The sequence below is a fragment of the Aquirufa sp. OSTEICH-129A genome, from assembly GCF_054558355.1.
Genome location: NZ_JBPXKC010000007.1, coordinates 70,658 through 85,572, shown reverse-complemented (window position 1 = coordinate 85,572; position 14,915 = coordinate 70,658). Strand labels below are relative to the sequence as shown.

Genomic DNA, 14,915 nt, shown 5'->3' with positions numbered 1-14,915 from the left:
TTTTGACAATTTTACTAAGATAAATGTAGATTTGTCAACGTTGTCAACGTTGACAAATCTTTGAAAAGTAATAACCTTTTAAAACTAGCAAATACTATGAGTAATCATTCAAGGCGAGATTTTATTAAAAATGCCTCCGTCGCAGCTGCCTCGTTTTACATTGTCCCTCGCCATGTACTTGGAAAAGGATATCAAGCCCCTTCTGATAAATTAAATATCATGGGTATTGGTGGAGGAGGAAAAGGGTATAGTGATATCATGAATTCCTATAATAAAGGAGCTGAAAATATTGTAGCGGTTGTGGATGTAGATGACCGCCAAGTAGCTAGAATTAAGAAAGACTTACCTAAAGCAAATTTTTATAAAGACTTTCGTGCTGCTTTAGACAAAGAAGGAAACAATGTAGACGCAGTCATCGTGTCTACTCCTGACCATACCCACGCAACCATCGCCATGGAGGCTATGCGTCGTAAGAAACACGTATATGTTCAAAAGCCTTTGGCTCATGACATTTATGAGGCTCGTGTGATCGCTGAAAAAGCTCGTGAAATGCAAGTGGTTACTCAAATGGGAAATCAAGGCTCTTCAGGAGATGGTGTTAGAACTATGATCGAATGGTTTGACGGTGGTGTTATTGGTAAAGTTCATACGGTACAAGTGTGGACAAACCGTCCTGTTTGGCCACAAGGGATTAAATACCCTTCTGCAGGCTTTGAAGTACCTAAAGAATTAGATTGGGATTTATGGTTGGGACCAGCTAAATATAGAGAGTATAATCCTGCCTTATTGCCATTTAAATGGAGAGGTTGGTGGGACTATGGTACAGGTGCTTTAGGAGATATGGGTTGTCACCTTTTAGATCCTCCGTTTAAAGTATTGGGTATCCGAGACGCTATTGACGTGGAATGTTCTGTTGGATCCGTATTTTTGAATGATTGGGTACCTGAGTGGATTCCTGAAGGATGTCCTCCATCATCCATGGTTACGCTACATTATGCGGCCACGAAACGTAATCCTTCACCTGTTACCTTAACTTGGTATGATGGTGGTTTACGTGCCCCTCATCCAGATGGAATTCCATCCACAGAGACCATTGGTGACCCAGATGGATCAAATGGAGTTATTTTGATAGGTTCAAAAGGTATTATGACTTGTGGAACTTATGGTATGTATCCAAAAGTTTTCAAAAATGGAAAACAAGTTCCTGCAGAAGAACTTCCAAAAGCTAAATTACCACGGGTAGTTGGCGGAGACGGTGGCCATAATACACAATGGGTGGAAGCTTGTAAAGCAGGTTTTGGAAAAATGGAGGTTAGTTCTCCGTTTGACTATGCAGGTCCATTTACGGAATCCGTTTTGATGGGTAACTTAGCTATTCGTTCCTATATGTTACGTGAAGGAGAAGGTCGTACTGCCAAGTACATTGGCCGTCAAAAGTTAAATTGGGATGCAACGAATATGCGTATTACCAATTTTGACCCTGCTAACCAATTTGTTAGAAGAGAATACCGCGCAGGCTGGACTTTGTAATATCTTTTACCAGGTAAATAATGAAAGGACGGGGATTTACCCGTCCTTTTTCTATTTTTGCCTAATTAATTTCTACGTATGCATTTTGACTCAAATTTGCCTAAAGCAGCTATTCTTCAAGAAGTCCAAGCCTATATTGAAAAGGCAGGATTCCACATCATCGATCAAGATTTCACTAGACCCTGGGGTGGATTTTTTGTTCTGGATGAAAGCCAAGTGGCAAAATTTGTATCTCAGTATTTCCCTCAATTAAGCCTGGATGATATTCAAATCACCCAGAAGCTCAGCCCCAAATTCTTAGTAGTGGCCCCACATCAGCGACTTTCTTGGCAATATCACTTCCGACGCGCTGAAATATGGACAGTTGTTCGTGGACCTATCGGCGTTGCCATTTCTTGCACGGATGTACAAGGTGATTATGGGATTTATCAAGAACAGGATGTCATTGAATTACCCAAAGGGCAAAGACATCGCCTTATTGGTTTGGATCAATGGGGCTTAGTAGCAGAAATTTGGCAACATACTGATTTGGAGCATCCATCCGATGAATCTGATATCGTTCGTTTACAGGATGATTTTGGTCGCTAATTCCATTACCATTCATCATTTCTTCAAGCCGATAATCTAAAAATAATACAAAAAACTTTGTAGTACTTAAAAGTTTCCTTAGTTTTACGCTCTCGAATTTAAATTAATTTTAGAGCATGAAATGTAGAATACTTGAAAAGGGGGCAGAATTGTACTTCCGATACGGGGTAAGATCCGTAACGATGGATACAATTGCTTCAGAATTGGGCATTTCTAAAAAAACGATTTATCAACATTTTCCAGATAAAGATGCCATGGTATACCAGGTATTGGAATCATTCATTCAAAATGACTTATCTAAATGGGAAGAGTTGGATAAAACCTCCAAGGATGTGATTCATAAAACCTTGCAATCCTTGGAAATTATGAAGTCTACTTTATCTGAAATGAACCCGCGTTTATTGTATGAGGTAAAGAAATATTTTCCGAAAGCGTATGAATTATTTTCCAAGTATAAGGAAGATTGTATTTTGAATACCCTCCAAGTGGATTTAAGAACGGGAATTGAGCAGGGCTATTTTCGCCCTGAATTGGAAGTGGAATTAATAGCTCGACTACGTATGGGAGAAGTGGATTTATCCTTTGATCCTAATTTTTATTCCCATAGTAAACTTTCATTTTTTGATACACAACAAATTTTACTAGATCATTTTATGCGAGGCATTCTCACAGAAAAAGGTCTATCTCTCTACTTATCTTACCAAAATAACAACTAACATGATTCGCCAAAAACTCAATTTTATCGGGCTATTTTGTTTCTTGTCATGGTCGGGATTGGCACAAAGTTTCAGTCTAAAAGAGGCTGTTGATTATGCTATCAACCATCATGTTCAAGTAAAAAATAGCCATTTGGATTTGCAGAATGCAAGTGCCAAAATTAATGAAATCAAGGCTATAGGATTACCTCAAGTTAATGCTGGGGTGAATTACACCAATAACTTGATCATTCAAAGAATGTTTATTCCTGCCAAAACCTTTAATCCTGCTGCAGCAGAAGGAGAAATCATTGCGGCTGAATTTGGTGTTAAGAACTCAGCCATGGCTAATGTCGGCCTAAGTCAATTGGTTTTTGACGGAACCTATTTATTAGGTCTAAAAGCTTCTGAGGTTTATAAGGAGTTGTCTACAAAAAATTTACTTCAGACTAAGCAACAAGTTGCCGAAGGCGTAATGAAAGCTTATTACGGTATTCTGGTTAACGAGAAACGCTTACAGATCTTACAAGCCAATGTGGGCCGCTTGGATTCATTATTGAAAGAAACAAGAGCTTTGAATAAGCAGGGATTTGTTGAAAAAATTGATGTGCAGCGATTAGAAGTTCAGTCCAATAACTTGAAAACAGAATTGGAAAATGTGATTCGTATTCAAGATTTGGGATATTCTTTATTGAAATTCCAAATGGGTTATCCTATGGATGAGCCTATTCGATTATCCTTGACTTTGGAGCAAGTAGACTTAAAATTCAATGCCATTGATGAAAATTTGCCCTTTAATTATGGCAACCGCATTGAGTATTCGATTCTTAAAACCCAAGAAGGATTAGCTGAGCTTGATGTGCGTAGTCAGAAAGCCGGTTATCTTCCTCGATTATTGTTCAACCTCAATTATGGTTTTACCAATGGACGTAAAACTTTTAGTGATTTGGTTAGTCAATCTTGGTTTGATAATTCGACTTTAGGTTTTTCACTTCAGATTCCCATATTTGATGGTTTCTCGAAGAAATATAAAACCATTCAATCGCAAAATAACCTTCAAAAGGTTCGTCAAAGCTATGATTTAGTGAAATCTTCCATTGACTTACAACGCAGCCAATCTTTAATTACCTTGAAAAACTCATTGGAATCATTGAAGGAGCAAAAGGCTAATTTGGATTTAGCCAATGAAATTTCCAGAGTGACTCGCGTGAAATACCAGCAAGGTGTGGGGTCTAACTTGGAAGTATTAAATGCAGAAACTTCCATCAAAGAATCTCAAGCAAATTATTTCACCTCCCTTTATAATGCCTTGATTGCCAAGGTGGAATTAGAAAAGGCCAACGGTACCCTATACTCAGAATAACACGATTTTAACAAACATCTCATGAAAAATCTTACCATATTATTAGCCGCCGTATTGCTTGTTGCAGCTTGCACCAAGTCAGTAGATAAAAAACAAGAGTTAGCTGATTTGAAAAAGCAAGCTCAAGAAATTAATGCAAAAATTACTGCTATCGAAAAAGAGATTGGAAAGGAAAATCCTAAAGCTGCTGAAAAAGTAGTGGCTGTTGGGGTAAGTCCAATCCAGGCTCAAAATTTCAACCACTTTGTAGAAGCTCAAGGATCCGTATTAGCTGAAAATACGGTTTTAGTTAGCCCGCAAACTGCTGGAGCCATCCTTACTTTGCCGGTTGTTGCAGGTCAAGCGATTAAAAAAGGACAATTGATTGCAACGCTTGATAATAATATTTTAAAGGAGTCAATGGAAGAAGTGAAACACCAATTGTCTTTAGCCAAAATCCTTTTTGATAAGCAAAAGTCACTTTGGGATCAACAAATTGGTACAGAAGTACAGTATTTGAGTGCTAAGTCAAACAAAGAATCCTTAGAAAAACGTTTGGTTACCTTACAAGCTCAATTGGCCATGTCGAAAGTCATTGCGCCTATTTCTGGAACGATAGAAATTGTTCGTCAAAAAGCTGGTGAAATGGCTTCTCCAGGTTTACCCATCGTTCAGATTGTGAATTTAGGAAACTTAAAAGTAGCGGCTAAGATTTCGGATACCTATGTTGGTTCTGTTAAAGTTGGCGATCCAATCGTGATTAAATTCCCAGATATCAACAAGGAGCTGAAAGCAAAAATTACCTTGGTTTCCCAATTGGTAAATCCTTTGTCTCGTACGTTTGATATCGAGGCTCGTATACCAAATGTAGGCAATGAGTTAAAGCCAAATCAATTAGCTGTTATCAATATCAATGATGTTTCCAAAGCGAATGCCATTGTATTGGATGAGAACCTAATTCAAAAAACTGAAAAAGGGAATTTGATTTATGTAGCAGTAGACGAAGCTGGCAAGAAAGTGGCCCGTGCTCGTCAAGTAACCATTGGCTTATCTTACAATGGTCAAGCCGAGATTACTTCGGGTATTAAAGTGGGAGATCAAGTGATTACCCAAGGATACCAAGACTTAGTTGACGGTCAAGCCATTTCATTCTAATCTGAAAGAATCCACAACATGGAAAAAAATATAAAAAACGAGCAACTGCCCGAAGGAAAAGGACTTATCTATCACATGATAGATTGGTTGGGGCAAAATCGTACCACCATATACATCTTTACCTTCATCATTTTTGTGGCGGGTATGGGTATCTACAAGCAATTGCCGAAGGAGCAATTCCCGGATATTGTCGTTCCACAAATGGTCATTCAAACAGTCTATGCTGGTACTACGCCAACAGACATTGAAAATGTAATTAACAAGCCCATTGAAAAGCAGTTAAAAGCTATTACTGGGGTAAAAAGTGTGAAGTCGAATGCCTTGCAAGACGTTTCTGTGATCATCGTTGAGTTTAATACCGATGTAACAGTTCCAGTGGCCAAACAACGTGTACAGGATGCGGTAGATAAGTCTGTCACGGACTTACCTAAGGATCTAACAAGACAACCTTCGGTAGCGGAAGTGAACTTTTCGGAGTTCCCCATCATGAACATCAATATTGCCGGGGATTACCCATTGGATAAATTGAAGAAATATGCCGAAGACTTGCAGGATGAAATCGAAGGAATGCCTGAAATTAATCGGGTGGACATCATTGGTGCTCTCAAGCGTGAGATTCAAATAAACTTGGATCTGGCGAAAATGCAAAGCTATGGTTTAACCTTTTACGACATTCAATCCGTTGTGCAAGGGGAAAACGTGAACATATCAGGTGGGGAACTTCCTGTCAATGGTGTTAGACGGGCCTTGCGAGTAACTGGAGAATTTAAAAGCATGGAGCAATTGTCTAATATCATCATTCGCTCTAGTACAGGTGCGGTAGTGAGACTAAAAGACGTAGCGGATGTACAAGATAGTTTTGAGGAAAAACAAGATTTTGCTCGTTTAAATAATAAGTCGGTAATTACCCTAAACGTTATCAAGAGGGCTGGTTCCAACTTAATTGATGCAGCTGATAGAATTGAAAAAACCATTGATGAATATAAAGAAACACGTTTCCCAAGTGGTTTGACCGTGTCTATTACAGCGGATCAGTCGGAAAGAACCCGTGGAGATATTGCTGATTTAATTAATACAGTTATTCTTGGTTTCGTTTTTGTGGTGATTGTATTGATGTTCTTTATGGGTGTTCGTGATGCTGCTTTTGTAGGATTATCTGTGCCTTTATCGGCTTTATTGACATTCTTGTTCATGCCGAGTTTCGACTTCACCTTGAACACCATTGTGTTATTTGCTTTTTTACTTAGTTTAGGTATTGTGGTGGACGATGCAATTGTGGTTATAGAAAATGCCCACCGTTTATTTAATAACTTCAAAAAGTTGACCATTGTAGAAGCGGTTAAATTAGCAGCTTCTGAAGTATTTGTTCCGGTATTATCAGGAACCCTAACGACCATCTCGCCTTTTTTACCTTTATTATTTTGGCCTGGTATTGTTGGGGAATTCATGAAATTCTTGCCAATCACCTTGATTATCACCTTGTTTGCTTCTTTATTCGTTGCCTATGTGATGAATCCTGTTTTTGCCATGTCATTCATGAAACGTCATGATGAAGAGGTGAATGATGTCAAGAATCCTAAATTCTCTGATATACGTAAAACGGTCGTGATTTTATTGAGTCTTACCTTAGGAGGATATTTGATAGGTTTTCAATTAGGTCATTTTGGCTTTGGTAATTTCTTCCTTTTTGCCATCATCATTTATGTCTTTAATCACTTTGTGGTTACGCCTAAATGGATTGTTCCATTCCAAGATAAAACCTTACCAGCGTTTAAAAATGCATACCGTCGGGTTATTTCATGGGTATTGGAAGGTCGCAGACCGGTTTATGCCGTCTTGGCCTCTTTCGGACTATTGGTTTTCTCTTTCGTTTTATTTGGAATCGTTAAACCAAAAGTGATATTCTTCCCTTCTGGAGATCCGGATTATGTTTATATCTATGCCAAAATGCCTATTGGAACAGATGCCGTTGTGACGGATTCCATGACCAAGGTCATCGAAGGGCGCGTGTTTACTTTCTTGAAAAAAGAAAAAGCCATGGGTATTGTCAATTCGGTTATTTCCAACGTAGGAAAGAACGCAGGCGATCCAATGAATCCAGATCGTAGTGCTACTCCGCATAAAAGTAAGGTGACGATTGCCTTTGAGAAAGTTCAAATGCGAGGAGGCTTATCGACACAAGATTTATTGACCAAATTACAAAATTCGTTTAAGTCTAGTCCAATTCCAGGTGTTGAGATGGCTATCGAGCGTGAAAGAAATGGACCACCTACTGGTAAGCCAATCTCGATCGAAATTTCCGGTGATGATTTCGGTGTGTTGTTGGATTTGGAGAAAAAAGTATTGAATTCAATTCAAAAGGCGGGTATCCAAGGTATCCAAGAATTGAAATCGGATTTGGTGACAAATAAGCCCGAAATTATCGTGGATGTCAATCGCGAGAAGGCTAGTCGGGAAGGAATTTCTTCAGCTCAAGTAGCTATGGCCATACGTGGCGCCTTATTTGGCGTTGAAATATCTAAATACCGTGATGTTAAAGATGAGTATCCTATTCAATTGCGTTTAAAAGGTAATTCTAGAAATCAGATTGAAAAATTACTTTCAATGAATATTACCTACCGTGATATGAATTCTGGAGGTATGCTTCGTCAAGTTCCTTTAAGCTCGGTGGCTGATATTCGTTATGCCTCTTCTTTTAGCCAGATTAACCGTAAAAATCAAGAGCGTGTTGTCACACTGGGATCTGATGTGATTGAAGGATATAATGCGAACGAGATTGTGGCGGAATTGAATGGTTTATTTGAAACGATGGAATTGCCTCAGGGATATAAAATTAAAATGGGAGGAGAACAAGAGCAGCAGCAAGAAACAGGTGCATTCTTAGGAATTGCCTTTATTTCTGCCTTGATTTTGATCTACTTAATTTTAGTAACTCAATTTAACTCTGCGATAAAACCTGTCATTATTTTCGCCACTATTTTGCTTTCATTGGTGGGAGTAATTTTAGGATTCTTAGCTTTTGGCATGACTTTCTCTGTATTGATGTCAGGTGTGGGAGTGATTGCTCTAGCAGGTATCGTGGTGAAAAATGGTATTTTGTTAATTGAGTTTATCGAAGAACTTCGTTTCAAGCGTGGTTATGATTTAAAAGAAGCCATCATTGAAGGAGGGGGAATTCGATTAACGCCAGTGTTATTAACAGCATCGGCTGCCGTACTTGGTTTGATTCCTTTGGCATTAGGTTTGAGTATTGACTTTGCCGCTATGTTTACAGAATTGAACCCACACATTTTCTTTGGGTCTGATTCAGCCGTATTCTGGGGGATTTTAGCTTGGACCATCATTTTTGGATTAACATTTTCAACGGCTTTGACCTTGATTATCGTTCCCTGTATGTATTATTTGTCGGAACGTATCAAGCAAAAAATCCGTAAAACAGCATAGTACACTTATTTTATATTTTGGGGATTAAACGAAAGACCTCGGGCGCTGTCCGAGGTCTTTTTGTATAGCTGGAAACTCCTAGAAATAGGACATTTGACTCAATACTCATGGTTTTTTTACGCTAAATGATTATCAATTTGCTGGACAATATATTTGAAAATTTAATCGTTAAAACGCAACGCTGTCAAGGTTTTGAACCTTGCCAGCGTTAAGGCTTGGTACATCCGCATAAATAATCAAATTAATCTCATTAAATTCAAGGCCTTAACTTACATTCATCATGAAAAAACTACTCTTATTATTGTTATTTCCTGTGAGCCTTTGGGCTCAAGATAGGCCATATGGAAAATTATGGGCTACCCGTTCTGAGGTTATAGCCCAAAACGGAATGGCTGCTACTTCCCATCCATTATCTACCCAAGCGGCCTTGGATGTTTTAAAGGCTGGTGGGAACGCCATCGATGCCGCCATTGCTGCCAATGCCATGGAAGGTGTTGTGGAGCCCCATGTAAATGGAATTGGTGGCGACTTGTTTGCGATCGTTTGGGATGCGAAAACCAAAAAATTATACGGATTAAATGGTTCTGGTAGATCACCTAAATCCTTGACCCTTGCTGAATTGAAGAAAAGAGGATTGAAACATATTCCAAGCACAGGTCCCTTACCTGTTAGTGTACCGGGCTGCGTCGATGCATGGTTTGAATTACATAAAAAATTTGGATCCATGCCTATGTCAAAGGTCTTGGAAAAGGCTGTTTCCTATGCTAAAAATGGATTTCCTGTGCATGGGGAATTTGCCTCAGCCTTGCAACGGGTAGAAGCGAATTATGGAAGGTTTCCCAATGTAGCACAACACTATTATCCTTCTGGAAAAGCTCCTGTTGTGGGGGATGTGTTTAAAAACCCTAACTTGGCAAATACCTTAGAAAGAATCGGAAAGGAAGGCCGAGATGTGTTTTATAAAGGCGATATGGCAAGAACCATGGATGCATTTATGAAAAAGAATGGTGGATTTTTAAGCTATGAGGATTTAGCGACCCATACCTCCACTTGGATTGATCCTGTGTCGGTTAATTACCGTGGTTATGACGTTTGGGAATTGCCACCCAATGGTCAGGGAATTGCAGCTTTACAAATGTTAAATATTTTAGAAGGTTACGATTTTTCCAAAATAAAGCATGGTAGTGCAGAGCACATTCACTTATTTACAGAGGCCAAAAAATTGGTGTTTGAAGATCGAGCTAAATACTATGCCGACCCTGAATTTGCCAAAATTCCAGTGGCTAATTTAATCTCAAAATCCTATGCAGCTGAGCGAAGAAAACTAATTCAAGCGAACCGTGCTGCTAGGCATTATGACGCAGGAAATCCAGCTTTAAAAGAGGGAGATACCATCTATTTGACAGTAGCAGATAAAGATGGCAACATGGTCTCATTGATTCAAAGTAATTACCGTGGATTTGGTTCTGGTTTGATGCCGGATGGACTCGGATTTATGTTCCAAGATCGTGGGGAAATGTATAGTTTAAATGAAGGAGAAAATAATACCTATGCCCCTGGAAAACGTCCATTTCATACCATCATTCCGGCTTTTGTTACCAAGGATGGTCAGCCTTTTTTAAGCTTTGGTGTTATGGGTGGAGCTTTTCAGCCGATGGGCCACGTGCAGATTGTGATGAATGTAGTGGACTTTGGTATGAATATTCAAGAAGCTGGAGATGCGCCAAGGTTAAATCACGAAGGGTCTTCTGAACCTACTGGGGAGGCGATGGAATTGACGGGTGGAACAATTACGCTGGAAAGCGGATACCCTTATGAAGTCATTCGAGAATTATTACAAAAAGGTCATCAAGTTGGTTTTATGAATGGAATTTATGGTGGTTATCAAGCCATCAAATGGGATCCCGTTCGAAAAGTTTATTTTGGCGCGTCTGAGTCTAGAAAAGACGGACAAGCAGCTGGTTATTAATAAAGGTCAATGGTTATATTAGCAAAACGCGTTTTTACGGGACATGAATGGTTGATCGATCAACAAATTCATGTGCATCAAGGTCGTATTCAGGAGATTAAATCAGTGGAAGGTGATTTAGAGGGATCTGGTTTTATCTGTGCCGGTTTTATTGATTTGCAAGTGTATGGTGGAGGCGAAATTTTATTTTCCAACCATCCTACTGAAGCGGCTATAGCCAAAACTTTTGAAGAGCATCAGCAAACAGGGACAAGCCATTTTCAGATTACCTTGAACTGCTCCCCTAAGGAAACCATGTGGAAGGCTATTGATGCTTGTAAAGCCTATCTGGCAAAGGGAGGCAAAGGTTTGATTGGTTTACATTTAGAAGGGCCCTTTTTCAACCCTATACGAAAGGGGGCTCATAAAGAAGAATTTGTACAAAAGCCTTCCATTGACTACATCCAAGAAATTGTGCATCGTGCTGGTGATTTGCCTATCTACATGACCATCGCTCCGGAAATGTTTTCGGAAGAGGAATTAGATTATATCATCAAAAGCCCCATCATGGTTTCTTTGGGGCATTCAGATGCAACTATTGACCAAGCAAATAATGCTTTATCCAAGGGGGCTCATCGGATTACACATTTATTTAATGCCATGTCACAGTGGCAAAGCCGAGCATTGGGGCTTGTGGGAGCTAGTTTGTCGAGCGATGCCTGGACTAGTATTATCGTGGACGGCTTACACTGTGATTTTCGTTCTGTGAAGTTGGCCAAAGAATTGAAGAAACATCGTTTATTTTTGATTACCGATGCCGTGACTCATGATGTGTCTGGCCCTTATTTATTTGAAAAAAAGGATGGAAAGTTTTCTAATGAATCGGGTACGCTTTCGGGCTCTGCTTTAACGATGGAACAGGCCGTTCAAAATTGCGTGCATCACGTGGGGATAGATGTGGAAGAAGCCATTCGTATGGCTACCCTTTATCCAGCCCAAGTGGCCAATTTAGATCGAGAAATAGGATCGGTCGAAGTAGGGAAAAAGGCCTGCTTGATACATATGAGTGATGATTTAAAAGTTCAACAAGTATGGTTGGACGGTGAACCTTTGATGGATTAATATGATTAGTTTTCCTTCCAAACAAGCGCAAGTACAAACCACTATCTTCACTAAAATGTCGGCTCTAGCAGCCGAGCACAATGCCTTAAATTTGTCGCAAGGCTTTCCTGGGTTTGACTGTTCGGAAGAACTTCAATCTTTGTTGGCATTCTATTCCAAAGGCCATAATCAATATGCTCCTATGGCTGGAGTGCCCGTTTTTAAACAAAGCATAGCGGATAAGACTAGTTTGTTTTATGGTATTGACGTCGATGCTAATAAGGAAGTAACAGTTGTTTCTGGGGCTACAGAAGCTTTATTTTGTGCCATACATTGTTGCGTTTTTCCGGGTGATGAAGTCATCATGTTTGATCCCAGTTATGATGCATATGACCCTGCTGTTCGTTTGGCAGGCGGCATACCCATTCATTTATCTATGGATGCTCAGCGGGGTTTTCAAATAGACTGGGAAGAGCTGGCTCGTACCATTAGTCCCAGGACAAGGGCCATTATGGTGAATAGTCCGCATAATCCTACGGGCTCCATTTGGACCGAAGATGATTTAAATGCCTTGGCTGAAATAGTGAAAGGGACCAATATCCTGATTATTTCCGATGAGGTATATGAACACATAGTTTTTGACGGTCAAAAGCATTATTCCGTATTGTTGCACCCAGAGCTTCGTCAACGAAGTTTTGTTTGTGGTTCTTTTGGTAAAACCTACCACATAACGGGTTGGAAAATTGGTTACTGTTTGGCGCCCGCCTATTTGACCAAGGAGTTTCAAAAACTACACCAATGGGTGACTTTTTCCAGTGCCACTCCATTGCAATATGCCCTTGCGGATTACCTTAAAGAACCTGCACATTATTTGGGACTTTCTGAATTTTACCAAAGAAAAAGGGATTTATTTGCTTCGGCTTTTGAAGGAAGTAAATGGAAATTATTACCAAGTCATGGCAGTTTTTTCCAATGCATGGATTATAGTGCAATCAGCCAAGAACGAGATGTAGATTTAGCAGAAAGATTGACTAAAGAAATCCAAGTGGCGTCTATTCCTATTTCTGTTTTTTATGAAAAGGCTCCCGGTGATACAATTTTGCGTTTTTGCTTCGCCAAATCGGATGAGGTTTTATTGGAAGCGGCTGCAAGACTCGTTCAATTATAAGATTAATTTTTGCCCTATTTGGCTTAGATAGTCTGCGGCATGAGTCATGGCATCCTCTAATCGAATGGGAGGCACCAAAATGGGATAAACAGGTATGTGTTGCATCGATGCAGGAATTTTCCCTACATCTTGTAGTCCACCACAAATTAGGATGATGGGCTTTTGGCAGGCTTGACTATGTTGAATTAGGGTAGATATTAATTTCCCTTCCCAAGATTGGACATCAATTTTTCCTTCACCACTGATGATGACATCTGCTTGGGCAGCATGCTGGTCAAATGACACTAATTCTAATATCCACTCAGAAGCGAGGTGAATACTAGCTTGAAGAAAAAACAAGGCTCCTGCTCCTAAACCTCCTGCTGCTCCTGCTCCAGGTGTATGTGCCATGCTAGCATTTGGAAAGAATGTAGCTAGATGTATTAAACCTTCATTTAATTGCTCAATCATGGTTTCGTCAGCTCCTTTTTGCTTGGCAAAAACGTATGCTGCACCCTGAGGCCCATGCAAAACATTGCGAACATCTGTGGCTACTTGAAACTGAATCAGACTTAATTGATCCTTTAAATTACTAGGCAATATTCGATGAATATGTCTCAAATTTTCTCCAATCGGAGCTAACTCATTTCCTTGTTCATCTAAAAAACGGAAACCTAAAGCGGCCGCCATACCCATTCCTGCATCATTCGTGGCAGATCCACCCACGGTTAAGGTGATTTTTTTAGCCCCTAATTCTAAGGCATGTCGGATTAGCTCTCCCGTGCCATAGGTACTCGTTAATGCAGGATTACGATCTTTGGGTGCTAATAATTCTATCCCCGAGGCTCTTGACATCTCAATAAATGCCTGTTTTTTTTCTTTTACCCAAAGGTAGGGGGCATGAATAGGTTGAAAGAGTGGGTTATTGACCTTGACATGCATCCATTCTCCTCCAAAAATTTCGTGAATGACATCCAAGGTCCCTTCTCCACCATCTGCTAATGGCAGCGACTGGATGATAGCATCTGGATAGGATTTTTTAATCCCTTTGGCTAAAGCCTGGCAAACCTCGGCGGCACTAAGGGAATCTTTAAATTTATCAGGACAAAGTAATATGCGCATCACGTGAATTTGACCTGAATTTACCAACAATTTGTTTAAATCCATGAATTTATCCTCGAGTGCTTTCCTGACGGGAATCCTTTTGGTATTTTTGAATAAATAAATAAAGCCCTATGTCGTTTTCATTTCGAATATCCTGCTTTTTGTTACTAATATGGCTTTTGTCCTCTTGTACCAAACAGCCCGATTTAAGTGGTTTTGATGTCAATAAATTTGTACAAGATGAAGCTGGATGTCAAGGTAGCAGAGGCTCTCAAGTTGATTGGTTGAAATCCCACAAAGAGAATTTAAAGGGGGTTAGTTCCAATGATATTGAGGATATTTTTGGCAAACCGGATATCCAACAATTGGCAGATCGAAATCAAGAATACTATGTGTATTTTTTGGAAAAAGGACCTCATTGTGATAAAATGACAAATCCATCACAAGCTTATTCCATGGCATTTCGTTTCAGTGCCATAGGTTTAGCTACTGAAATCACCTTTCAACGTGGTTTGCCATGATTATTTGGTAAACCAGCCCACCACGGTGCTAGAAAAACTTACGAGAAAACTAAAGATTAAGGGAGCCACAAAACCACTTACTTGAAAACCTGGAACATATAATTCTGTCAAGTAAACCATGGCCACATTGATGACCAAAGAAAACAATCCCAAGGTCATAAAGGTGATAGGAAAGCTAATGATTTGCAAAAAGGGTTTTACAAATGAGTTTAAAAAGCCCATGGCTAAGGCTACTAAGAGGGCAGTGGTGAATCCGTCAACGACAATTCCCTTTAAATAGCGCGGGATGATTAAAATGACCCCTGCAATGATGATGTATCGAATGATGAACCCTATCATG

Annotated in this window: 12 protein-coding genes; 10 read left to right on the top strand and 2 right to left on the bottom strand. The window is 39.7% G+C overall.

The window, feature by feature from the left end; all coding sequences use genetic code 11:
* Nucleotides 1-96: 96 nt before the first annotated feature.
* From SKC36_RS12145 to SKC36_RS12105, 9 genes are all read left to right on the top strand, one after another.
* Nucleotides 97-1,530, top strand: coding sequence for a Gfo/Idh/MocA family protein (locus tag SKC36_RS12145; RefSeq protein WP_459454965.1), 1,434 nt, complete (start codon nt 97-99; stop codon nt 1,528-1,530).
* A gap of 78 nt (nt 1,531-1,608) precedes the next feature.
* A complete protein-coding gene (locus SKC36_RS12140) occupies nt 1,609-2,118 on the top strand; it encodes a cupin domain-containing protein (RefSeq protein ID WP_459466053.1) in 510 nt (169 codons plus the stop codon).
* Between the two features lie 116 nt (nt 2,119-2,234).
* Nucleotides 2,235-2,834: a TetR/AcrR family transcriptional regulator gene (locus SKC36_RS12135; RefSeq protein ID WP_459466052.1), complete on the top strand. Its 600-nt coding sequence runs from the start codon at nt 2,235-2,237 to the stop codon at nt 2,832-2,834.
* Nucleotide 2,835: 1 nt separating this feature from the next.
* The gene (locus SKC36_RS12130) at nt 2,836-4,176 is read left to right on the top strand and encodes a TolC family protein (protein ID WP_459466051.1); all 1,341 of its coding nucleotides are present in this window, start codon (nt 2,836-2,838) and stop codon (nt 4,174-4,176) included.
* A gap of 21 nt (nt 4,177-4,197) precedes the next feature.
* Nucleotides 4,198-5,310, top strand: a complete 1,113-nt coding sequence (locus SKC36_RS12125) for an efflux RND transporter periplasmic adaptor subunit (protein WP_459466050.1) — start codon at nt 4,198-4,200, stop codon at nt 5,308-5,310.
* 75 nt (nt 5,311-5,385) lie between these two features.
* Complete coding sequence (locus SKC36_RS12120; RefSeq protein ID WP_459466067.1) at nt 5,386-8,754, top strand: efflux RND transporter permease subunit; 3,369 nt, start codon at nt 5,386-5,388, stop codon at nt 8,752-8,754.
* A 280-nt stretch (nt 8,755-9,034) separates the two neighbouring features.
* Nucleotides 9,035-10,723, top strand: a complete 1,689-nt coding sequence (gene ggt / locus SKC36_RS12115) for a gamma-glutamyltransferase (protein ID WP_459466049.1) — start codon at nt 9,035-9,037, stop codon at nt 10,721-10,723.
* Nucleotides 10,724-10,732: 9 nt separating this feature from the next.
* Nucleotides 10,733-11,824 carry an N-acetylglucosamine-6-phosphate deacetylase gene (nagA, locus tag SKC36_RS12110; RefSeq protein WP_459466048.1) on the top strand — a complete coding sequence of 364 codons (1,092 nt, stop codon included), beginning with the start codon at nt 10,733-10,735 and terminating at the stop codon, nt 11,822-11,824.
* 1 nt (nt 11,825) lies between these two features.
* A complete protein-coding gene (locus SKC36_RS12105; RefSeq protein ID WP_459466047.1) occupies nt 11,826-12,971 on the top strand; it encodes a methionine aminotransferase in 1,146 nt (381 codons plus the stop codon).
* On the opposite strand, the gene SKC36_RS12100 is transcribed toward SKC36_RS12105, so the two are convergent.
* Nucleotides 12,966-14,117 carry a glycerate kinase gene (locus tag SKC36_RS12100; RefSeq protein ID WP_459466046.1) on the bottom strand — a complete coding sequence of 384 codons (1,152 nt, stop codon included), beginning with the start codon at nt 14,115-14,117 and terminating at the stop codon, nt 12,966-12,968. The genes SKC36_RS12105 and SKC36_RS12100 overlap by 6 nt on opposite strands.
* Nucleotides 14,118-14,185: 68 nt before the next feature.
* On the opposite strand from SKC36_RS12100, the gene SKC36_RS12095 reads away from it, so the two are divergent.
* Nucleotides 14,186-14,575, top strand: coding sequence for a hypothetical protein (locus tag SKC36_RS12095; RefSeq protein ID WP_459454956.1), 390 nt, complete (start codon nt 14,186-14,188; stop codon nt 14,573-14,575).
* Here SKC36_RS12095 and SKC36_RS12090 read toward each other — a convergent pair whose 3' ends face one another.
* Nucleotides 14,576-14,914 carry a phage holin family protein gene (locus SKC36_RS12090; protein WP_459466045.1) on the bottom strand — a complete coding sequence of 113 codons (339 nt, stop codon included), beginning with the start codon at nt 14,912-14,914 and terminating at the stop codon, nt 14,576-14,578. It abuts the gene before it with no gap.
* Between the last annotated feature and the right edge of the window lies 1 nt (nt 14,915).